At 61.4% G+C, this 20,958-nt stretch carries 19 protein-coding genes; 7 read left to right on the plus strand and 12 right to left on the minus strand.

Translation table 11 applies throughout. The annotated features are described in order from the left end of the window. Positions 1–53: 53 nt before the first annotated feature. From AB5Z05_RS06390 to glyA, 10 genes are all read right to left on the minus strand, one after another. On the minus strand, positions 54–1,778 hold the full coding sequence (locus AB5Z05_RS06390; protein ID WP_368150591.1) for a dipeptide ABC transporter ATP-binding protein: 1,725 nt from the start codon (positions 1,776–1,778) through the stop codon (positions 54–56). 487 nt (positions 1,779–2,265) lie between these two features. Continuing rightward, on the minus strand, positions 2,266–2,760 hold the full coding sequence (locus tag AB5Z05_RS06395) for a phosphatidylglycerophosphatase A (protein WP_021230380.1): 495 nt from the start codon (positions 2,758–2,760) through the stop codon (positions 2,266–2,268). Further along, entirely contained in the window at positions 2,757–3,716 is a 960-nt protein-coding gene (gene thiL / locus AB5Z05_RS06400) for a thiamine-phosphate kinase (RefSeq protein WP_159143094.1), read from the minus strand. The genes AB5Z05_RS06395 and thiL overlap by 4 nt, the downstream gene beginning before the upstream one ends. Before the next feature lie 57 nt (positions 3,717–3,773). Beyond that, complete coding sequence (gene nusB / locus AB5Z05_RS06405; protein WP_005343514.1) at positions 3,774–4,187, minus strand: transcription antitermination factor NusB; 414 nt, start codon at positions 4,185–4,187, stop codon at positions 3,774–3,776. Positions 4,188–4,201: 14 nt separating this feature from the next. Further along, positions 4,202–4,672 carry a 6,7-dimethyl-8-ribityllumazine synthase gene (gene ribE, locus AB5Z05_RS06410; RefSeq protein WP_005338866.1) on the minus strand — a complete coding sequence of 157 codons (471 nt, stop codon included), beginning with the start codon at positions 4,670–4,672 and terminating at the stop codon, positions 4,202–4,204. 203 nt (positions 4,673–4,875) lie between these two features. Continuing rightward, entirely contained in the window at positions 4,876–5,985 is a 1,110-nt protein-coding gene (ribBA, locus tag AB5Z05_RS06415; RefSeq protein WP_043822849.1) for a bifunctional 3,4-dihydroxy-2-butanone-4-phosphate synthase/GTP cyclohydrolase II, read from the minus strand. A gap of 149 nt (positions 5,986–6,134) precedes the next feature. Beyond that, positions 6,135–6,788: a riboflavin synthase gene (locus AB5Z05_RS06420; protein ID WP_368150595.1), complete on the minus strand. Its 654-nt coding sequence runs from the start codon at positions 6,786–6,788 to the stop codon at positions 6,135–6,137. Positions 6,789–6,843: 55 nt separating this feature from the next. Then, the gene (gene ribD, locus AB5Z05_RS06425; protein WP_335811803.1) at positions 6,844–7,953 is read right to left on the minus strand and encodes a bifunctional diaminohydroxyphosphoribosylaminopyrimidine deaminase/5-amino-6-(5-phosphoribosylamino)uracil reductase RibD; all 1,110 of its coding nucleotides are present in this window, start codon (positions 7,951–7,953) and stop codon (positions 6,844–6,846) included. A gap of 199 nt (positions 7,954–8,152) precedes the next feature. Continuing rightward, the gene (gene nrdR / locus AB5Z05_RS06430) at positions 8,153–8,602 is read right to left on the minus strand and encodes a transcriptional regulator NrdR (RefSeq protein WP_005338880.1); all 450 of its coding nucleotides are present in this window, start codon (positions 8,600–8,602) and stop codon (positions 8,153–8,155) included. A gap of 151 nt (positions 8,603–8,753) precedes the next feature. Further along, positions 8,754–10,007, minus strand: coding sequence for a serine hydroxymethyltransferase (gene glyA / locus AB5Z05_RS06435; protein WP_005338884.1), 1,254 nt, complete (start codon positions 10,005–10,007; stop codon positions 8,754–8,756). 324 nt (positions 10,008–10,331) lie between these two features. Between glyA and AB5Z05_RS06440 the strand changes: the two genes are divergently transcribed. Beyond that, positions 10,332–10,616: a hypothetical protein gene (locus tag AB5Z05_RS06440; RefSeq protein WP_368150598.1), complete on the plus strand. Its 285-nt coding sequence runs from the start codon at positions 10,332–10,334 to the stop codon at positions 10,614–10,616. Between the two features lie 51 nt (positions 10,617–10,667). Here AB5Z05_RS06440 and torS read toward each other — a convergent pair whose 3' ends face one another. Continuing rightward, complete coding sequence (gene torS / locus AB5Z05_RS06445; protein ID WP_368150601.1) at positions 10,668–13,493, minus strand: TMAO reductase system sensor histidine kinase/response regulator TorS; 2,826 nt, start codon at positions 13,491–13,493, stop codon at positions 10,668–10,670. A 70-nt stretch (positions 13,494–13,563) separates the two neighbouring features. Here torS and torT point away from each other — a divergent pair, with 70 nt between their 5' ends. Next, positions 13,564–14,610: a TMAO reductase system periplasmic protein TorT gene (gene torT, locus AB5Z05_RS06450; RefSeq protein WP_368150603.1), complete on the plus strand. Its 1,047-nt coding sequence runs from the start codon at positions 13,564–13,566 to the stop codon at positions 14,608–14,610. A 37-nt stretch (positions 14,611–14,647) separates the two neighbouring features. After that, positions 14,648–15,052 (plus strand): GFA family protein, encoded by a 405-nt coding sequence (locus tag AB5Z05_RS06455; protein ID WP_005338893.1) that lies wholly within the window; start codon positions 14,648–14,650, stop codon positions 15,050–15,052. 36 nt (positions 15,053–15,088) lie between these two features. On the opposite strand, the gene torR is transcribed toward AB5Z05_RS06455, so the two are convergent. Then, positions 15,089–15,802, minus strand: coding sequence for a two-component system response regulator TorR (torR, locus tag AB5Z05_RS06460; protein WP_127006325.1), 714 nt, complete (start codon positions 15,800–15,802; stop codon positions 15,089–15,091). A gap of 145 nt (positions 15,803–15,947) precedes the next feature. On the opposite strand from torR, the gene torC reads away from it, so the two are divergent. From torC to AB5Z05_RS06480, 4 genes are all read left to right on the plus strand, one after another. Continuing rightward, positions 15,948–17,114: a pentaheme c-type cytochrome TorC gene (gene torC, locus AB5Z05_RS06465; RefSeq protein WP_083243727.1), complete on the plus strand. Its 1,167-nt coding sequence runs from the start codon at positions 15,948–15,950 to the stop codon at positions 17,112–17,114. A gap of 27 nt (positions 17,115–17,141) precedes the next feature. Then, positions 17,142–19,634 carry a trimethylamine-N-oxide reductase TorA gene (gene torA / locus AB5Z05_RS06470; RefSeq protein ID WP_368150605.1) on the plus strand — a complete coding sequence of 831 codons (2,493 nt, stop codon included), beginning with the start codon at positions 17,142–17,144 and terminating at the stop codon, positions 19,632–19,634. A gap of 99 nt (positions 19,635–19,733) precedes the next feature. After that, positions 19,734–20,402 (plus strand): molecular chaperone TorD, encoded by a 669-nt coding sequence (gene torD, locus AB5Z05_RS06475; protein WP_021230390.1) that lies wholly within the window; start codon positions 19,734–19,736, stop codon positions 20,400–20,402. Between the two features lie 7 nt (positions 20,403–20,409). Beyond that, a complete protein-coding gene (locus AB5Z05_RS06480; RefSeq protein WP_005349490.1) occupies positions 20,410–20,778 on the plus strand; it encodes a hypothetical protein in 369 nt (122 codons plus the stop codon). Positions 20,779–20,958 lie beyond the last annotated feature (180 nt).

The following is a 20,958-nucleotide window of genomic DNA, read 5'->3' on the forward strand; positions in this document are numbered from 1 at the left end:
TGGCTTTCTTATGACACTTTTTTTGACAAGCAGACCGGCGCACCGGCGCTCTCCTAGCTTGCGATTTCCAGCCCCTCGCGGGACATTCCCTTGAACTCCGGCATGAGGGAGATCAGCTTGCGGCTGTACTCATGCTCGGCATTGGTAAAGAGTTTCTCGGTCTCGGCCACTTCCACCAGATGACCGTGCTGCATCACCCCGATGCGGTCGCACATCTGGCGGATCACCGGCAGATCGTGGCTGATAAACAGCATGGTGAGCTTGAGCTCCTGCTGCAGATCCTTGAGCAGGTTGAGGATCTGGGCCTGCACCGACACATCCAGCGCCGAGGTCGGCTCGTCGCAGATGAGGAAGCGTGGGCGAGTGGCGAGAGCGCGGGCAATGGAGATACGCTGGCGCTGACCGCCGGAGAACTCGTGGGGATACTTGACCCCGGCACCACGGCCAAGACCCACATGATCCAGCAGATCGCCGACAATCCCCTCAATCTGGCTCTCGCTGCTCGCCAGCTGATGGAAGCGGATCGGCTCGGCAATGATGTCGCGCACCTTCATCCGCGGGTTCATCGACGAATAGGGGTTCTGGAACACCATCTGCATCTGGCGACGCAACGGGCGACGCTCGCGCTCGCTCTTGAGAGAGGTCAGATCGATCCCCTCGAAGAAGATTTTGCCGGTATCAGGCGGATAGAGACCGGTGATGGCGCGGGCAATGGTCGATTTGCCGGAGCCCGACTCCCCCACCAGACCGAAGGTCTCCCCTTCGAAGATCTCGAAGCTGATGTTGTTGCAGGCGCGCACATACTGGCGGCGGCTCGGGAAGATGGAGTCCTTGGTGACGAACTTCAGATCGACGTTCTCCACCCGCAGCAGCGCCCCTTCATAGGCACGCTCGTCCTGACTCTGGCCGAGCCAGTGGGTCTTGAGGTCGATATTGGTATCCGGCGCACTGGCATCCTCGATATAGGAGACCAGCGGGAAACGCACCAGCTTAACGTCGGAGCGGGGTACCGCCGAGATGAGGCTGCGGGTATAGGGGTGATTGGGGCTGCCCAGTACCTGTTCGGTCAGGCCGAACTCCACCAGATCGCCGCGATACATCACCGCCACCTTGTCGGTAACGTTGGAGACAACGCCCATGTCGTGGGTCACCAGCATGCAGCCCACCTGACGCTCTTTGCAGAGGGCGCGGATAAGCTGGAGGATCTGATCCTGAATGGAGACGTCGAGCGCCGTGGTCGGCTCATCGGCGATGATCAGCTCAGGATCGCAGGAGAGCGCAATGGCGATAACCACCCGCTGACGCATGCCACCGGAGAACTGGTGCGGATACTGCTTGATGCGCAGCTCCGGCTGCGGAATACCCACAGCCCCCATCAGCTCCAATGCCTTGGCAAAAGCGGCTTCGCGAGAGAGGTCGGTATTGGCCAGAATGGTCTCCACCAGCTGATGCTCAACGGTGAACAACGGGTTGAGGGAGGTCATGGGGTCCTGGAAGATGAACCCGATACGGGAGCCACGGATGGCCCGCATCTCATTCTGGCTCTTGCCGGAGATGAGTTCGCCATTGAGATAGATATCGCCACGGGCGATGCGACCCGGCGGGCTCAGGAGATCGATAACGGCATTGCCGATGGTGGACTTGCCGGCGCCGGATTCACCGACCACCCCGACAATCTCACCCTTTTCGATAGAGAAAGAGAGATCCTTCACCGCGGCCAGCACCCCGTAGCGGGAGGGGTACTCGATCCGCAAGTTCTTTACTTCGAGCAAGGACATGTTTACCTCTGCGGGGGACATCCGTCCCAAATAATTCGTCCGTAAATCAGCCGCAGATGCCGGTTGTTACCTTGGGCAATATTTGCTCAATCCATGAGGCAGCGAAACCAGCGATCCGGGCGGGTTTTTTGCATTTTTTTGGAATAACCCGCGAGTAACTTAGACGGTTTGACCACGGGTGTAAATGATTGAGTTATACAATTCCGCAATGTTTTGTGCAGATAACCACCAATTTGACAGAGATAAATGATGATTTTCATCACACAAATGGCCGGTGCGTCCGTACATCTATTGGTATCATTACTTTAATTTCAACAACAACGCAACAAGCAGCATTTATCACTATTTCCAAAACAATCACGCGCCCCGAATGAGTAGTGAATATTTATGTGAAATGGATGATAAACGGCAGCATATGCCGATGAATGAAAATTAAGCAGATATAAATCGGGGGATGCCAGAACGGTCATCCCCCGGAAGATGGCTCTCAGCCGAGCCAGAATGCCAGTAATTGCATACAAAACAGGGCGAACAGGCCAGCGATCAGATCGTCCAGCATGATACCCAGGCCACCGTGGATCCGGCGATCAAACCAGGAGATGGGCCAGGGCTTCAGCACATCAAACAACCGGAACAGCGCGAAGCCCGCCACCACCCACTCCCAGCCGGCAGGCGCGGCGATCATGGTGACGCCAAAACCGATCACCTCGTCCCAGACGATGGCGCCGTGATCCGGCATGCCGATGGCATCGGTGGCGCTCTGGCAGATACGAATACCGACAACAAAACCCACCGCAAGCAAGGCGATAAACCAATAGGTCGGCAGCCCGCTCACCAGCAGGTAGAGCGGAATCGCCGCCAGGGTGCCCATGGTGCCCGGCGCTTTGGGGCTGAGACCGGAACCAAACCCCACTGCCAAAAAGTGAAGCGGATTTTTCAGATCCAGTCGTGTCAGCTCGGGCTTTATCCTGAACAAACTCATGCGAAGTGATCCCACCCTTTCAGTTGCAGCTCGACCGCTTGGTCGCCACGCAGGTAGTCGATGCCCGGCTCGCCCGCCACGATGCGGCCGATGCGGCTGAACTTGACCCCGCTGTGGGCCAGCGCCGTATCGAGCGCGCCGCGGTGCTCCTCCGGTACGGTGAAGCAGAGCTCGTAGTCATCGCCACCGGCCAGCGCCAGTTGCCACGCCTCCTGCTCGCTCACCGCATCCTGCAGCACCGGCGAGAGCGGCAGCAGATCGAGCTCGATCTGGGCCCGCACGCCGGAGGCCTTGAGGATATGGCCGAGATCCGATGCCAGCCCGTCGGAGAGATCCAGCGCACTGCCCGCCAGCCCGCGCAGTGCCTGACCGGCCAGAATGCGGGGATGGGGGTGGTCGAGCCGTGGCAGCACGGCGGCCAGCTGGTTCTCGTTGAGGGTGCGTTTGCCCAGCAGGTGGGAGAGTGCCAACGCGGCATCTCCCAGGGTACCGGTGACATAGATGCCGTCACCGGCTTTGGCGCCGCTTCGCATCAGGGCGCGACCGGCAGGCACCGACCCCTTCACCGAGATGGTGATGGAGAGCGGCCCGCGGGTCATGTCTCCGCCCACCAGCGCCACGTTGTAGTACTCGGCCAGCTCCAGAAACCCTTCGGCAAACCCGGCAACCCAACCTTCGTTGATGGCAGGCAGAGTCAGCGCCAGCGACACCCAGCGCGGCTCGGCCCCCATGGCGGCGAGATCGGAGAGATTGACCGCCAGCGCCTTGTAGCCGAGATCCACCGGATCCATGTCGGGAAAGAAGTGTACGCCGCTCACCAGAGTGTCGGTGCTCACCGCCAGCTGGGTATCGGGGGGCAGGGTCAGCAGGGCACAGTCATCTCCAGGGCCCATCACCACGTCCTTGCGGGCGTGGGGGACCTTGAAGTACTTATCAATCAGCTCAAATTCACCCATACAGTAAAAAGCCAGCAATAAGCTGGCTCCTCTCTTAGATGCTGACGGACAGCAGGATCAACGCTTGTTCAGCGACTTGATCACCTTGTCCAGTACACCGTTGACAAACTTGTGGCTGTCATCGGCAGCAAAAGCTTTGGCCAGCTCGATCGCTTCGTTGATGACCACGCGCGGCGGTACATCATCACGACGGGTCAGCTCGTAGGTCGCCAGACGCAAGATCGCCTTGTCCACCATGTCCACTTCTTCCAGCGGACGGGAGAGGAAAGGTGCAAACACCTTGTCCAGCTCGCTGCAGTGGAGGGCTACCCCGAACAGCAGATCGCGGAAATAGTTCAGGTCTACACCCTTGGTGTCCTGATCGATCTTGAACTGCTCTTCGATGTCACCCACGTTAGCCTTGGTCATCTGCCACTGGTAGATGGCCTGGGTGGCGCAATGGCGGGCTTTACGGCGCTCAGACGGTTTCAATGTACTTCTCCTCGTTACACGTCCAGTTCTTTCAGGACGTTGATCATTTCGAGCGCTGCCAGTGCAGCCTCTGCACCCTTGTTACCCGCCTTGGTACCTGCACGCTCGATGGCTTGTTCAATGTTTTCAGTGGTCAGCACACCGAAGGCAACGGGAATTTCATATTCCATCATTACCTGGGCCATGCCCTTGCTGTTCTCGTTTGCCACCAGGTCGAAGTGATAGGTGCCGCCACGGATGACAGTACCGACCGCCACGATGGCGTCGTATTGACCACTCTTGGCCAGCTTCTTGATGACCAATGGCATTTCAACCGCGCCCGGCACTTTTACCAGTGTCAGGTTGCTGTCCTGCACTTGACCTTGACGCTTCAGTACGTCCACCGCACCGTTCACCAGACTGTCGTTGATGAAGCTGTTGAAACGGGCAACAACAATAGCAACGCGCGCCTCAGGAGCGGCGATATTTCCTTCGATAACCTTCATTGGAAATCCTGTATCTGTGCAATCAAAAGGGCCGGAGTCAAAAGTGCGCACATTCTAGCACAACAGACCCACGACAAAAACCATGGCCGCAATAGACAGCCATGATCGCGATTTAACCAGTCCGGCGCGCTTACTCGCCGGTAAATTCCACGACTTCCAGGCCTAAACCACCCGGAAGGGGATGGTACTTCTCTGGTAGAACGTTACTCGCCGATGTACTCAACCACTTCCAGACCGAAACCACCGAGGGCATGGTACTTCTTCGGCGAGCTCAGCAGGCGCATCTTGCTTACACCAAGGGCCTTGAGGATCTGGGAACCCACACCAACCCGGCGCGAGGTGCCCTGCCACTTGGCCCCTTCCGGTGCCAGTCCCTTGTCGGCGGCTTCAAAACCCTTGACCCGGGCCAGCAGCTCGGCGCCGTGGGCTTCCGCCCCCAAAATCACCAGCACGCCGCCTTCGTCAGCGATGCGGGCCATGGATTTGGGCAGCGGCCAGCTGCGGGCGGCGTGGCGGTCGGTCAGCAGCAGATCGCTCAGCACATCGTGCAGATGGACGCGCACCAGAGTCGGCTGGTCAGCCTGTACCTCACCCTTTTTCAGGGCGAAGTGAACCTGATTGTCGATGGTATCGCGGAAGGTGATGAGGTCGAACTCGCCAAACTCGGTCGGCAACTTGCACTCGGCCACCTTCTCGACCGTGGTCTCGTGCTGGTTGCGGTACTCGATAAGGTCGGCGATGGTGCCGAGCTTGATGCCGTGCTCCTCGGCGAAGATCTCCAGGTCAGGACGGCGCGCCATGGTGCCATCTTCGTTGAGGATCTCGACGATGACGGCGGCCGCCTCGAAACCGGCCAGACGGGCCAGATCGCAACCTGCTTCAGTGTGACCGGCACGGGTCAGCACGCCGCCATCCTGCGCCATCAGCGGGAAAATGTGGCCCGGCTGCACCAGATCGGCCGCCTTGGCGTTGGGCGCCACAGCCGCCTGTACGGTCACCGCGCGATCCGCGGCTGAGATACCTGTGGTCACCCCTTCTGCCGCCTCGATGGAGACGGTAAAGGCGGTGGAGAACTGGGCATTGTTGCGATCCACCATCAGCGGCAGCGCCAATTGCTTGCAGCGATCCCGGGTCAATGTCAGGCAGATGAGGCCACGGCCGTAACGGGCCATGAAGTTGATATCCTCCGGACGGACGCAGGAGGCGGCCATGATGAGGTCCCCTTCGTTCTCCCTGTCTTCGTCATCCATCAGGATCACCATCTTGCCAGCCTTGATATCGGCAATGATTTCCTGGGTTGTGCTCAGCGCCATGGGCTACTCCATCAGTGTGCTTGGGGGTTGAGCCCGCAGGCTCAACGCAAATGCGTGTGTATGTTGCTCTAGATTGGGGCTAGCGGCTCCATTTCAATCAGAGCGGGATCACAGAAAATCGTTTTGGTGGCCAGATTTAGCGCACACCGTCAGAGAAAACCGGCCTTGGCCAGCGTCTCCATGGTCAGGGTCGAGGCGCTGCTCTCCTGACTTTTTCCCATCATCAGCCGCTCCAGATAGCGGGCGATCTGATCCACCTCGAGGTTGACCTTGTGACCCGGCTTCCAGCTGGCGATGGTGGTCTCCTGCGCGGTATGAGGCACGATGGTCAGGCGAAACAGGTCCCCCTGCACCGCGTTGACGGTGAGGCTGATGCCATCCACCGCAATGGAGCCTTTCTCGGCGATATAGCGGGAGAGCTCGCCCGGCGCCTTGATCCAGTACTCGATAGCGCGGCCGCTGCTGGAGACGCTTCTCACCTCCCCGACCCCGTCCACATGGCCGGAGACCAGATGGCCGCCGAGGCGGGAGGTGGGCATCAGTGCCTTCTCGAGGTTGACCCGATCGCCCACTCTGGCGGCGGCAAAGCCGGTACGGGAGAGAGTTTCCAGCGACACGTCGGCGGTATAGCTCTTGTCACCCAGCGCCACCACGGTGAGGCAGACGCCGTTGGTGGCGATAGAGTCGCCCAGCTTGACATCGCTAAAATCCAGGCCTGGTGCGTGGACGGTGAGGGCCATGTCGTCGCCCTGACGACGCAGTTCGGCCAGGGTTCCCACCGCTTCGATAATTCCGGTAAACATGCAGATCACCTTGCTGATGACGGGGGCAGCTGCTGCCCCCTTGAACATTGAAAGATCAGGCTATTTTGGCGGTAATGCGAATATCTGGCCCCACCATGCGCACATCCTTGATGGCGAGCTTGGGCGCCTGGAACAGCCGGGTCAGACCCGGCAGATGGAACAGGCCGCGCCCCTCGTCGCCCATCAGTTTGGGTGCCTGATAGAGCACCAGCTCATCCACCAGCCCCTTCTCCAGCAGAGCGCCGCAGAGCCGCGGGCCCGCCTCGACCAGCACCGAGTTGACGTTCTGTTTGGCCAGCAGCATGAAGAGGCTGACCAGATCCAGCTTGCCATCCAGCAGCGGCAGCTCCAGCTGTTGCACCCACTCGGGCCACTCGCCGGACGCCTTGTGACGGGCCAGCAGCACCGGGCTCTCGCTCTGGAACAGCGGCAAGTCGGGGGTGAGCCGGTTTTGCGAATCGACAATGACCCGCAGCGGCTGGCGCAGGGTCTCTTTGGGGTAGCTCGCCTTCACCGAGAGTGGCAGCTCGTCCCAGCGCACGGTCAGGGAAGCGCCATCGGCCAGCACGGTTTCAGCGCTGGAGAGTACCGCATCGTGGCGGGCCCGCAGCCGCTGCACATCGCGGCGCGCATCCGGGGAGGTGATCCACTGGCTCTCGCCGCTCGCCATGGCGGTGCGGCCATCGAGACTGGCCCCCAGCTTGACGGTCACTCGCGGGAAGGCGGTCCGCATCCGCTTGAAAAAGCCCGGGTTGAGCGCTTCCGCTTCGCTCGCCAGCAGGCCGAAATCGGTCTTGATGCCCGCTTCGGAGAGCATCCGCAGGCCGCGTCCGCCAACCTGGGGATTGGGGTCAACCATGGCCGCCACCACCCGGGCCACCCCGGCGTTGATCAGCGCCTCGGCGCAGGGAGGGGTACGGCCGTGGTGGGAGCAGGGCTCGAGGGTCACATAGGCGGTAGCGCCACGGGCGTTGTCACCGGCGGCGCGCAGGGCGTAAACCTCGGCATGGGGCTCGCCCGCCTTCTGATGCCACCCTTCGCCAACCACCACGCCATCTTTGACCAGCACGGCGCCGACGCAGGGATTGGGGGCCGTGGTGTAGCGGCCGCGGCGGGCCAGTTCGAGGGCCCGACTCATCCATTGGTAATCATCTTGACTAAACATTCGGGCTCCTTTGACAACACATCTCGACTTAACGCAGTATCGTAGGTTCGATTAGCGCAGCGTAATCGGACGCGGCAACATGGGTGAGCATGGAGGTTTACTTCTCCAGCTTGGCAATCTCTTCGCCAAACTAGCGAATATCTTCGTGTCCTGAGGTAGAGAGGGGCGAAGTGGATATCCACTTGCCCATCCGATACCATCATTTCTCCAATTTGGCGATCTCTTCACCGAACTCGCGAATATCTTCGAAGCTGCGATAGACGGAGGCAAAGCGGATATAGGCCACCTTGTCCAGACTCTTGAGCTCATCCATCACCAGATTGCCCACCAGCTCGGAGGCGACTTCGCGCTCGCCGGTGGCACGCAGGCGGGATTTGATATGGTTGACCGCCTTTTCGATGGCCTCCATGCTCACCGGCCGCTTCTCCAGCGCCCGCAGGATGCCGGCGCGCAGCTTGTCTTCGTTGAACGGCTCGCGGGAACCGTTGGACTTGATGACGCGGGGCATCACCAGCTCGGCCATCTCGAAGGTGGTAAAACGCTCGTGACAGAGCAGACACTCACGACGGCGGCGTACCTGATGGCCTTCTGCCACCAGACGGGAATCAATCACCTTGGTATCAACCGCACTACAGAATGGGCAATGCATCGGACCTCCGGCGTTAATGGAACAGGGACCGGCCCGGCGGGCCAGGATCTTAGGTCGGCCAGTGTAGCACGGCCATCCAAAACCGGTAAAAGCCAGAAAAAACAATGCCACCCGCAGGTGGCATTGGTCTCAAACCGGATGATCTGACTTATCAGCCATAAACCGGGAAGCGGCGGCAGATATCCAGCACCTTCTCGCGTACGGTGGCCAGCACGGCATCGTTGTCGTGGTTGTCCAGTACGTCGCAGATCCAGTGGGTCAGCTCGATGGACTCGGCTTCCTTGAAACCGCGGCGGGTGATAGCCGGGGTACCGATCCGCACACCGGAGGTGACGAATGGGGAGCGCGGGTCGTTGGGCACGGAGTTCTTGTTGACGGTGATGTTGGCTTTGCCCAACGCAGCGTCAGCATCCTTACCGGTCAGCTCGCGGCCGATCAGGTCAACCAGCATCAGATGGTTGTCGGTACCGCCGGAGACGATCTTGTAACCGCGCTCGATAAAGGTGGCGGCCATCGCCTTGGCGTTTTTGACGACCTGAGCCTGATAGGTCTTGAACTCCGGCTCCAGCGCCTCTTTGAAGGCAACGGCTTTACCGGCGATGACGTGCATCAGCGGGCCACCCTGACCACCCGGGAAGACGGCAGAGTTGAGCTTCTTGTAGAGCTCCTCGTCGTCAGCGGCAGAGAGGATCAGACCACCGCGCGGACCGGCCAGGGTCTTGTGGGTGGTGGAGGTGACCACGTGAGCGTGGGGCACCGGGTTCGGGTAGACGCCAGCGGCAATCAGACCAGCCACGTGGGCCATGTCGACGAACAGGTAGGCACCGACCTTGTCGGCGATTTCGCGCATGCGGGCCCAGTCAACGATGCCGGAGTAGGCAGAGAAGCCACCGATCATCATCTTCGGCTTGTGCTCGACAGCCTGACGTTCCATGTCGTCGTAATCGATCTTGCCGGACTCATCGATACCATAAGGCACGATGTTGTAAAGCTTGCCGGAGAAGTTGACCGGGGAGCCGTGGGTCAGGTGACCGCCGTGGGCCAGGTTCATGCCCAGTACGGTGTCGCCCGGCTGCAGCAGAGCCATGTAAACGGCGCTGTTGGCCTGGGAGCCGGAGTGCGGCTGCACGTTGGCGTAGGTGGCACCGAACAGCTCTTTGGCGCGCTCGATAGCCAGGGTTTCGACCACATCCACATACTCGCAACCACCGTAGTAACGCTTGGAGGGGTAACCTTCGGCGTACTTGTTGGTCAGCTGGGAGCCCTGGGCTTCCATGACACGGGGGCTGGTGTAGTTCTCAGACGCAATCAGCTCGATATGCTCTTCCTGACGACGGGTTTCGTCTGTGATGGCCTGCCACAATTGCGGATCATAATTGGCGATGGTCATGTCACGTTTCAACATCCGTTTCTCTCCTGAAAATCGTTTGCGCGTTAGGTGAAGTGGGCGCGGGCATTGTAACGTGAGCTGGATCAAAGAGACAGTCCAACCACCTAAAAAAATGTTGAATTTATGTTGTAAAAAACAAGATTCCCTCCCCGCTCAATACCCTGGCCGCCCCGCCAAACGGCACATTTTTCATCCCGCCGCAGGCGGGCAAAACCCGAAGGGGATCACAACGCCCTCTTTATCCATCCTGTAACATATTCATTCGAAACAAATTTAATGATGATGGAGCTGATTGCAGCCATGCATCCGAGGGGCTGCACTTAACCGGAGGAGTTCAAGATGGACCATCTGCTGACATTCGTGATCCTGGCTGTCTTTTTTCTGTTCTACTGGGTCTACTACACCAGCCAACGCAAGCATGTCCCCACCACCTCGTGGGAGCAGCTCCCCACTAAAGCCGAATATCTGGCGGCCCACCCTGATTCAGTCGATGGCGACATCATCTTCTGTTATCACTGCGGCCATCACGAGTTGCTGGAGGTGGGCATGGTGCACCTGACCGATTTTCGCCGGGAATGGGTCTGTGCCAAGTGCAAGCAGGTGCTGTTTCGCGAGATCGAATAACGGCGCAGAGGCTGGCCACCCTCCCTAAACGCCATACATCGCCAGCAGGGATCAGAACAGCGCATCCCTGTCGGCCGCCAGCCACTGCTGCAACCCGCTCACCGCCGCTTCAAATTGCGCCCCGATTGTCGCAGGCTCCCCGCCTCCCGCCTCAAGAGCCGCACAGTGGCTGGCAAATTCGGTCAACCCAAGCGCCAGCGCACTCCCCTTGAGCTTGTGCGCCAGCTGACGTTGCTCACGTCCCTCATCCTGAGCCAACTCATCTACCAACACCCGCCCTTGCGACTCAAACAGCGTGACCAGCTGGCGGATCCGCGCCATACCGAGCAGGGGCAGATCGGCATCCAGCACCGGATTGGCCCACTCAGGCTGGTTAGTTGGGGGCACGGCTCCTGATAACTGCGCCTGCGGCTCGATAGAGGCGCCCTCTTGCCGAAACAGCTGATCGATGGCGTTCGCCAGCACCGCCAGCCGCACCGGTTTGCCGACAAAATCGACAAACCCGGCGGCAAGGCAGTGGCGGATATCCTCCGGATACATCTGGGCCGAGATGGCGATGGCGGGCAGCGACCGCTCATGCATCTCCTCGCTGATGGCGGCCAGATCCTCGCGCAGGCTCATGCCGTCCATATCGGGCAGATTGATATCGAGCAGCGCCAGATCGAAGGGACGCTCGGTCACCAGCGCCAGCGCACTGCGACCATCCTCCGCCAGGGTGACGCGATGGCCGAGGCGGGTCAGCATGCCGTGCGCCACCAGCCGGTTGATCTCGTTATCCTCCACCAGCAGGATGTCGCGGGACTGACCAAGGTGCAGCGGTTGCGCCTCGGCAGGCAGCTGGGCGCTCGAACGCTGCAACGGCAAACTGAAGCTGAATTCACACCCCTGGCCCGGTTCGCTGGCAAGGATCAGCTCGCCCCCCATGGCGGCCACCAGCTTGCGGCTGATCGCCAGTCCCAACCCGGTGCCGCCCTGATGGCCTATATCACGCTTGCGCTGGCGAAACGCCTCGAACACCGCCTCCTGCTCATCGGCCGGAATGCCGGGGCCGGTATCGCGCACCACGAAGCGGATGCAGGGCTCGGCGCAAGGGCCTTGGCAGGCAAGAGGCGCCACCGTCAGGGTAATCTGGCCACGGGCGGTAAACTTGACCGCATTGCCGAGCAAGTTGCCGAGCACCTGGCGCAGCTTGCCCAGATCCCCCTCGACCACAGGCGCCAGCCCGGGCGCATATTCCAGCGCCAGAGTGACCCCCTTGGCCGCCGCCTTTGGCCGGAACAGCGAGCTGAGCTCATCCACCAGCTGGAACAGGGGGAAGGGTTCGCGGCGCGCCTCCACATGGCCCGCCTCTATCTTGGAGTAGTCGAGAATGTCGTTGAGGATCTCCAGCAGGGATTCGCCACTGTGCTCGATGGCGGCCAGATAGCGCTGCTGGGTATCGCTCAGGTGGGTATCTTCCAGCAGTGTCAGACCGCCCAGAATGCCGTTCATGGGGGTGCGGATCTCGTGGCTCATGGTGGCGAGAAACACCGACTTGGCGCGGTTGGCCTGTTCTGCCTCGGCGCGGGCCTGCCGCTGCTTCTCCACCTCCTCATTGAGCCGCTCGTTGGCGTGGCTGAGCTGGCCGGTGCGCTCCTCGACCCGCGACTCCAGCTCGCGCTGATAGCGGCCCAACTCGACCGCATTGTCACGAAACACCTGTAAAGCTCGGCCCAGCTCCGCCAGCTCATCGCGCCCGGTGCTGGCGATCGGCTCAAGAGGGGCCAGATCCCCGCGCGCCAACCGGCTCATCCCCGCCACCGCCCGTTGCAGCGGCCAGACGATCCGGCCGTAGACCATGCGCCACATCAGCAGCATCAGCAGTAGCAGGGTGAGCAGGCCAATGGCCATCAACGCCTGCTCCAGCAGCCTGAGGCGCTGGCTTAGCGCCTGCTGGCTCTGCCCCAGCGAATCGCGGGCACGGCTGACCAGCTCACCGACCTGCTGGTTGAGGCTGCTCATCAGGGCTTCGTTGGCATTGGCCAGCACCCGCAGCGCCTCCCCCTTGCCGAGCCAGTCGCTGCGCAGTTGCACCAGCTTGTCGCTCTGCGCCAGTACGGTCAGCGCCTGCTCCACCGCCTGCCGGCGGGCCGGATCGGTCACCGCCCCGGCCCGCAGTTGCAAGATGGCCAGCTCCCGTTGCCCCTCTTGCAATAGCGTTTGCAGTTGCCCTTGCTGTTCGCTGCGCCACATCTCTTCGATGCGCTGCTGCTGCATCAGGGTGCGATGACGCAGCTCGGTCATCTGCTCCAGCCAGTCAAGATCTTGCTCCAGCAGGCGGTCCAGCGTCCGGGCCTCTTGCCCCCCTTGCTGCTGGTAGAGGGAGCCCAGCCCCGCCACCATCACGGTTTCGGCGTTCTCCATCTGGCTGCGCGCCAGCTCGGCGATCTGCCCGGCTGCCGCCACCAGACGGGCCCGCTGCGCCTCCCCCTGCGCCATCAGGGTCAGGCGCTCTCCCACCAGCCAGCCCTGCTGGCCCAGATTGCCGATGATGCTCTGACTGAGCTGATCGAGGCTTGCGGAACCCTGCCCACGGCCAAGTTGCGCCAGCACCTGTTGCAGCTGCTGTCCCTGCAGGGTGAGCAAGCGCCCCTGATGCTCCCGCTCCTGCTCGCTGGTTGCAGTGGCCAGCAGCCGTGACGCACTCTGGATCTCGCCGCTGAGGCGAGAGAGCGTGCGGGCCAGCTCCTGATCGGCCAGGGTCTGCTGCACCCCTTGTTCCAGCTGGCGCAGATGACTAAGCCCCACCCAGCCCAGCAGGGAGGCACTCAGGGTCAGCAACGCCATCAGGGAGAAAGCCAGCAGCAACTTGCCACCCAGGCCGGAAAAGATTCTCACAGGAAGTCCCTTGGTTGTGGTCGGCTTTGACCGGATAATATGGCCCAACACTTTAACAAAACCCCTGACCATGCGAAGCGTCTATCTCTCCCCGTTGTTGCTGATCTGGTTGCTAATGCTTCCCCGCGCCGCCCTCGCCTTTGCGGTCGATATCTGGCCCGGCGGCGAATTCAGCGGCCAGCCGGTGCGCCAGCAGTGGCCGGAACCCGCCGCCGCAACCAAACCGCTGACCCTCTGTGCCCTCTACCCCCATCTGCGCGACGCCTACTGGCTTTCGGTCAATCAGGGCATGGTGGACGAAGCGAAGCGGCTGGGAGTCAAGTTGCAGATCCACGAAGCAGGGGGCTATGGCGCCCTCGCCGAGCAGCGCCTGCAGTTGCAGCGCTGCGTGCAGGAAGGGAGCGACGCCATCTTGCTCGGCGCCGTGAGCTATCAGGGCTTGAGCGAGGCGATCAAGGCCACGTCGCTGCCGATCTTTGGGTTGGTCAACGATCTGCCCACTGGTCTGGTGCAGGCCAAGGTGGGAGTCTCCTGGTACCAGATGGGCTGGCAAATTGGCTACTGGCTGGCGCAGCGCCACCCCGCAGGCAGCAAGCAGGTCTCGGTCGCCCTCTTCCCCGGCCCGCAGGCGAGCGGCGGCAACAACTTCGTCGAGCCGGGCTTTGCCGATGCCATCAAGGGAAGCGCCATCAAGCTGGTCACCACCGAGCGCGGCGACAACAGCCGGGAAATCCAGCGCACACTGGTGCAACAGACGCTGGCCCGCTATCCCGACCTCGACTATCTGGTGGGAGGCGCCATCGCCGCCGAAGTGGCGGTCAACGAGCTGGCGCAGCGCCATCTCGACAGGCCCCGGGTGCTGAGCACCTACTTCAGCCACGGGATACAGAGGGGCCTGCGCCGGAGCAAGATCCTGGCCGCCAACAGCGATCAGATGCGGCTGCAGGGGCGCCTTGCGGTGGCTCAGGCGGTCTGCCTGCTGCAACACCCCGACGCCACTGCCGAGCAGTGCCCGCGGGTGATGGGGCCACCCATTCTGACGCTCTCTGCACCGCTGGCCGACCCCGCCGATTCCCTCTCGGATGGCGTTTTTCGTCCCGTCTATCGGGTCGAATAGCCGTTCCAAATCCGATTAGCCCACTCAAGGAGAAGAGATGAAAGAGTTACATGCCAGCTGCCTGTGCGGCGCCGTCGCCCTGACCCTGCCGGATCAGTTCGACTATATGGGGAACTGCCACTGCAGCGAATGCCGCAAGTTTTCAGGGGGAGATTACGCCTCGGTCGGCGGACTGGATGGCAACAAGGTCACCATCGTCAAGGGGGAAGAGGCCATCGGCCGCTACCGGAAATCGGCAGAGACCACCCTGGCCTTCTGTCGTCACTGCGGCTCCAGCCTGTTCAGCCAGAAGAGCAGCAGCGGCAAGATCAACCTGCGCCTCGGGGTACTGGACGATGTGCCGAGCCAGCGGCCCGCGTTTCACATCTTTGTCGGCTCCAAGGCGCCCTGGCACCAGATTGGCGACGACTGCCCGCAATTTGATACTCGCCCGCCGGTCTGATACCCGGTCAAACAGGTCAAGGCCACCGCAACGGGGTCAGGAGGCTATCTCGCCGGCAAACAGATAGCCTTCACCATGGACGGTGACAAACAGCTGGGGATCCCGCGGATCCGGCTCCATCTTGCCACGCAGCCGCCGGATCAGCACGTCTATGGTGCGATCGCTCGGGCCATCGCCGCGATGGCTGATGAGGGTCAAGATCCGCTCCCGACTGAGCACCCGCCCGGCATGGGCGACAAAGGCCACCAGCACTTCATATTCGGCCTTGGTCAGGCGCACCGGCACTCCGTCCTTGCTGAGCTGGCGGCGGGGAATATCAAAACGCCAGGGGCCAAAGCGCACCGCATCGTCAGCCACCGCAGGCTCGCTCGACGCAGCGGCCGCCAGCGAGATCCGCCACAGCAGATTCTTGACCCGCACCAGCAGTTCCCTGAGCTCGAACGGCTTGGTGACATAGTCGTCGGCCCCCATCTCGAGGCCGACTATCCGGTCTACCGCATCACTGCGGCCGGTGACCAGAATGATCCCCACCGTGCTGCGCGCCCGCAGTTCACGGGTCAACAGCAGACCATCTTCTCCCGGCAGGTTGATATCCAGCATCACCAGATCGACCGTCTGTTCCGCCAGCACGGCGCGCATCTCCTGGCCGTTTTCGACCGCCGTCACCCGATAGCCCTCCCGCTCGAAATAGCCGGTCAGCTTCTCGCGGGTAACCGCATCATCTTCAACAACCAGAATGTGGTAGCTCATGGGCAGGGTTCACGATGGTCGACAAGGGAGGATTATTCTATTCACATTTTGTCATAAATACCCCTATTTCATTAATTTGTGGCGGCAGCCCTGTTCACAACGCCTCCCTATCATGGCTCCCATCAAAAAAGCGATGTGAGAGAGCATGATGAAAAAACTGTGGCACTTCCTGCGTACCCCCAGCCGCCGCTGGTCGGTACTGGCGCTGCTTCTGGTGGGCGTCGGCGTCACCCTCGCGGGCACCGTCGGCCTGCACTACGGCTTTGAGAAAACCAGCAGCCTCGAATTCTGTATCTCCTGCCACTCCATGAAAGACACCGTCTATCCGGAGTACAAGGAGTCCATCCACTTCAAGAATGCCTCCGGGGTACAGGCGGTCTGTACCGACTGTCACCAGCCGAAGGATTTTGTCGGCAAGGTGGCCCGCAAGATGGAGGCGGCCAACGACCTCTATCAGGAGTACATAGGCCACAGCATCGACACCCAGGAGAAGTTCGAGGACCGGCGCCTGCATCTGGCCGAGAAGGTGTGGGCGCGTATGAGCAGCCAGAACTCCAAGACCTGCAAGTCCTGCCACAGCTACGACAACATGGATCACGCCAAGCAGTCCCCGGCGGCTGCGCTGGCGATGAAAGATGCGGCGGCGAAGAACATGAACTGCATCGAGTGCCACAAGGGCATCGCCCACGAACTGCCCAACATGGCGGGCGGCTTCCGGGCCACTTACGCCACCCTGGTCAACGACGCACAAGAGGCGCCAGCCACCGAGACCCTCTACAACCTGGGTGAAAAAGATCTCTATGCCAGCGAACAGAGCAGCGACCCGGTCGGCAAACTGCTGCCCGCCTCCCGTATCGACGTGGTGGACCGCAGCGGCGATCGCCTCAAGGTGACCATCGAAGGGTGGCGCGAGAGCGACGGCAAGGGCCGGGTGCTGAGCGAATACATGGGCAAGCGGGTCTTCGTCGCCACCATCCGTGATGAACTGAAAGCGAGCGAGAAAGTGCTCAAGCAGGAGACCGACAGCGCCACCCATATCAAGTGGGAGCAGGTTCAGGTGCAGGCCTGGGTCGATGGCAAGGGCTTTGAGTCCTCGCTCAAACCGATCTGGGATTACGCCGGCGAGATGTACAAATCCACCTGCAACTCCTGCCACGGCGCACCGGATCCCGCTCACTTCACTGCCAACGGCTGGATTTCGGGACTCAAGGCGATGTCTGCCTACTATCGCCTGAGCAAGGAAGAGGAGCGCACCCTGCTCAAATACCTGCAAAACCATGCCGCCGATACCGGTGGTCAGGGCAGCCACTAAGTCCGGATTCGAAAGAGGAATAACAAGATGATCAATATTTCCCGTCGTGGTTTTCTGGGTGGCTTGCTGGCCAGCGGTGCCTCTGCCCTGATCGGCCCCTCCCTGCTCGGTCGCGCCGTGATGGCCGCAGAGTCCGGCGACAAGCTGGTGCAGTCCGGCTCCCACTGGGGCGCCTTCCGTGCCCGGGTGGTCGATGGCCGCTGGGTCGAGACCCTGCCGTTCGAGCATGACAAGCACCCCACCGACATGCTCAAGGCCTTGAGTGAGGTGGTCTACAACCCCTCCCGCATCCGCTACCCCATGGTGCGACTGGACTGGCTGCGCAAGGGCCACCAGTCCGACACCAGCGAACGTGGCCAGAACCGCTTTGTGCGGGTCACCTGGTCTCAGGCGCTCGATTTTTTCTATCACGAGCTGGAACGGGTGCAGAAAACCTATGGCCCGAGCGCCCTCTATGCCGGCCACTCCGGCTGGCAGTCGGTGGGCAAGCTGCACTCCGCAGGTGCAATGCTGGGGCGCGCCATGAACCTGCACGGCACCTATCTGGCCAAGGCCGGTGACTACTCCACCGGTGCCGCCCAGGTGATCCTGCCCCACGTGGCGGGCGCCATGGAGGTGTATGAACAGCAGACCTCCTGGCCACTGGTGCTGGAGCACAGCAAAACCATCGTTATCTGGGGCTCCGATCCCATCAAGAACCTGCAGGTGGGCTGGCTGGTGCCGGATCACAGCGTCTACGACTACTGGGCAAAGCTGAAAGAGAAGGTGGCCAAGGGCGAGATCCGGGTGATCAGTGTCGATCCGGTCAAATCCAAGACCCAGAAGTACCTCAATTGCGATCAGGTGACCCTGAATCCGCAAACCGACGTACCGCTGATGCTGGGCATCGCCCACACCCTCTACAGCGAGAAGCGCCACGATGAGGCGTTCCTGAAGAACTACACCACCGGCTTTGACAAGTTCCTGCCCTATCTGCTGGGCACCAGCGATGGTCAGGTGAAGGACGCCGAGTGGGCCGCCGCCATCTGCGGCGTCCCTGCCGAGACCATCCGCGAGCTGGCCCGCGCCATGAGCAGCGGCCGTACCCAGCTTATCGGCGGCTGGTGCGTGCAACGCATGCACCACGGCGAACAGTACGCCTGGATGCTGGTGGTTCTGGCCTCCATGCTTGGCCAGATCGGCCTGCCGGGGGGCGGTTACGGCTTTGGCTGGCACTACAACGGGGCGGGCACCATCACCTCCAGCGGCCCCATCATGTCCGGTTTCAGCTCGGTCATCCCCGGGGTCAAGCCGCTCCATGACGGCGACTGGAAGGGCTACTCCAAATACATTCCGGTGGCCCGCTTCGTCGACTGCATCCTCAATCCGGGCAAGCAGATCGCCTTCAACGGCCAGACCATCACCTACCCCCACATGAAGATGGCGGTGTTCTGCGGCAACAACCCCTTCCACCATCAGCAGGATCGCAACAAGATGGTTGCGGCCTGGCGCAAGCTGGAAACCGTGGTCAGCATCGATCACCAGTGGACCGCCAGCTGCCGCTTCGCCGATATCGTGCTGCCCGCCACCACCACCTATGAGCGCGATGACATCGAACAGTGGGGTTCTCACTCCAATGCGGGCATTCTGGCCATGTACAAGGTGGTGGAGCCGCTGTTCGAGGCGCGCGATGACTACGACATCTTCGCCGATCTTTGCCGTCGCTTCGGTCGTGAGGCCGAGTTCACCGGCGGCAAGAGCAAGCTGGAGTGGATCCAGAGCATCTATGACGATGCCCGCCTGCAGGGTCGCGGCATCGGCATCCGTCTGCCCCGGTTCAGCCAGTTCTGGCACGGCGAGGGCTTCGTCACCTTCCCGGCAGGCCAACCCTGGGTGCGCCACGAGTCGTTCCGTCAGGAGCCGGATCTGGAACCGCTCGGTACCCCGTCCGGTCTTATCGAGATCTACTCCAAGACCATCGCCGACTACGGCTATGGGGATTGCCCGGGCCACCCGGTCTGGATCGAGCCCTACGAGCGCTCTCACGGCGGGCCGGGCAGCAAACAGTACCCGCTGCACTTGCAATCCTGCCACCCGGACAAGCGGCTGCACAGCCAGCTCTGCTCCTCCGACAACTATCGCGCCACCTATACAGTGCAGGGTCGCGAGCCTGTCTACATGAATCCGCAAGATGCCAAATCCCGCGGCCTCAAGGACGGCGATCTGGTGCGGGTGTTCAACGGCCGCGGTCAGGTATTGGCCGGTCTGGTGGTAAGCGATGACTACGCTCCCGGCGTGGTGCGCATTCAGGAAGGAGCCTGGTATGGCCCGCAAGAGGGTGGCAAGGTGGGCACTCTCTGTACCTACGGCGATCCCAACGTGCTGACCGCCGACATCGGCTCCTCCAGCCTGGCGCAGGCCACCACGGCCCATACCGCGCTGGTGGAGATCGAGAAGTTCCGCGGACAAGCACCCGCCGTCACTGCCTTCGGCGCGCCGGAATCGGCCAAGGGCATCGACCCCATGTTCCCGGCACTCTGACCCCTGGGGGACGAAAGCGCCCCCTTGAGTTTCCTTTATTTTTAAAGTCGTTAGAATCGGGAGCCATCAAGGCTCCCGATTGCCATCCACGGAGGAAAAATGCAGGAATTTATGGCTACCAGCGAACGCCGGGCCGAACTCTACTGGTGGTTCTCCACCCTGTTCGCCGCCGAACTCAGTGATGAGCAGATCGCCGAATATGACACTTATGATGTGCGAAGCTTCCTGAAAAGCCTCTCCACCCTGGATCCGATGCGCGAAGCCGTGGCCGAACTCAACGAGGCCATCGCCCGCCTGCTGGTGCGTCCGGATCGCCAGCTGGAACTGGCCGCCGACTTCGCCGGTCTGTTTCTGGTGGATCCCAAACAGGGCGCCCTGCCCTACGAATCGCTCTACCGCGGCGAGGCCAAGCTGCTGATGCAGGCCCCGATGGCCGAGATGCAGGCCCGCCTCGATCGCCTCGGTATCAATGTCAGCGATAAATACAAAGAGCCTGCCGACCATCTGGCAATCGAGCTGGATCTGATGGGCAATCTCATCATCCGCGCGGCGGAAGCCAAGAGCGCGGCCGAGCGGGAACGCTGGCTCGACGAGCAGGAAGCGCTGCTGCACGGCCATCTGCTGGGCTGGTTTGACAAGTTCGAAAGCGCCTGTCGCGCCGCCGACCGGTTTGGCTTCTACGGCGCCAGTGCCCGTCTGCTGGGGGTCTTCCTCAAGATGGATGCCAACTACCTCTCTCTGGTCAAACCGGCACCGTCCGCCGACTGAGCCCGCGATGAAGACAGCCCTGCTTCTGATTGCATGCTGGCTGCTGGCCCTGATCCCGCTGGATCAGGGCATTACTCCCCTGATTGCGCTGCTGTTCAACCCGGATCGCGAGCTCTACGGCACCGCCCAGCTCACCGGATTTGCCGGCATCCTGCTCACCCTCTACCTTGCCAATCTCGGCGTCGAGGTGGTGTTGCGCCGCCGCTTCCAGATCGCCGGCATGCTGGCGCTGCTGGCCGCCTGGATCGACTTCATCAACAGCAGTGGCAGCGAGTCGCACTTCCTGCTGCTCTATCTGCTTGCCCTCCCGTTCCATCTGCTCGGCTGGCTGGTGCTGGTGCGCGGTATTCAGGCGTTTGGTCGCCAGAAGGGATAACCACTCGCCCCCTTTTTCCATCCTTTTTATCAGGTTTTTCTGCCTATTCTTGCCGTCAAAACAACCAGATAACTCCGCTTGACTCTCGGCCAAACAGTTCGTGCCATACTGACAACTGATGCAAGTGATAAAACAATCAATGCCGAGGTCATCATGGATGGGAAGCTTTTCAACGCCGAC

The organism is Aeromonas sp. R2-4 (genome assembly GCF_040908365.1).
Lineage (GTDB): Bacteria > Pseudomonadota > Gammaproteobacteria > Enterobacterales > Aeromonadaceae > Aeromonas > Aeromonas veronii.

Coding starts and splice junctions, on each gene's coding strand:
- AB5Z05_RS06390 (WP_368150591.1), bottom strand. CDS start 1,778: ATGTCCTTGCTCGAAGTAAAGAACTTGCGGATCGAGTACCCCTCCCGC.
- AB5Z05_RS06395 (WP_021230380.1), bottom strand. CDS start 2,760: ATGAGTTTGTTCAGGATAAAGCCCGAGCTGACACGACTGGATCTGAAA.
- thiL (WP_159143094.1), bottom strand. CDS start 3,716: ATGGGTGAATTTGAGCTGATTGATAAGTACTTCAAGGTCCCCCACGCC.
- ribE (WP_005338866.1), bottom strand. CDS start 4,672: ATGAAGGTTATCGAAGGAAATATCGCCGCTCCTGAGGCGCGCGTTGCT.
- ribBA (WP_043822849.1), bottom strand. CDS start 5,985: ATGGCGCTGAGCACAACCCAGGAAATCATTGCCGATATCAAGGCTGGC.
- AB5Z05_RS06420 (WP_368150595.1), bottom strand. CDS start 6,788: ATGTTTACCGGAATTATCGAAGCGGTGGGAACCCTGGCCGAACTGCGT.
- ribD (WP_335811803.1), bottom strand. CDS start 7,953: ATGTTTAGTCAAGATGATTACCAATGGATGAGTCGGGCCCTCGAACTG.
- nrdR (WP_005338880.1), bottom strand. CDS start 8,602: ATGCATTGCCCATTCTGTAGTGCGGTTGATACCAAGGTGATTGATTCC.
- glyA (WP_005338884.1), bottom strand. CDS start 10,007: ATGTTGAAACGTGACATGACCATCGCCAATTATGATCCGCAATTGTGG.
- AB5Z05_RS06440 (WP_368150598.1), top strand. CDS start 10,332: ATGGACCATCTGCTGACATTCGTGATCCTGGCTGTCTTTTTTCTGTTC.
- torT (WP_368150603.1), top strand. CDS start 13,564: ATGCGAAGCGTCTATCTCTCCCCGTTGTTGCTGATCTGGTTGCTAATG.
- AB5Z05_RS06455 (WP_005338893.1), top strand. CDS start 14,648: ATGAAAGAGTTACATGCCAGCTGCCTGTGCGGCGCCGTCGCCCTGACC.
- torR (WP_127006325.1), bottom strand. CDS start 15,802: ATGAGCTACCACATTCTGGTTGTTGAAGATGATGCGGTTACCCGCGAG.
- torC (WP_083243727.1), top strand. CDS start 15,948: ATGATGAAAAAACTGTGGCACTTCCTGCGTACCCCCAGCCGCCGCTGG.
- torA (WP_368150605.1), top strand. CDS start 17,142: ATGATCAATATTTCCCGTCGTGGTTTTCTGGGTGGCTTGCTGGCCAGC.
- torD (WP_021230390.1), top strand. CDS start 19,734: ATGCAGGAATTTATGGCTACCAGCGAACGCCGGGCCGAACTCTACTGG.
- AB5Z05_RS06480 (WP_005349490.1), top strand. CDS start 20,410: ATGAAGACAGCCCTGCTTCTGATTGCATGCTGGCTGCTGGCCCTGATC.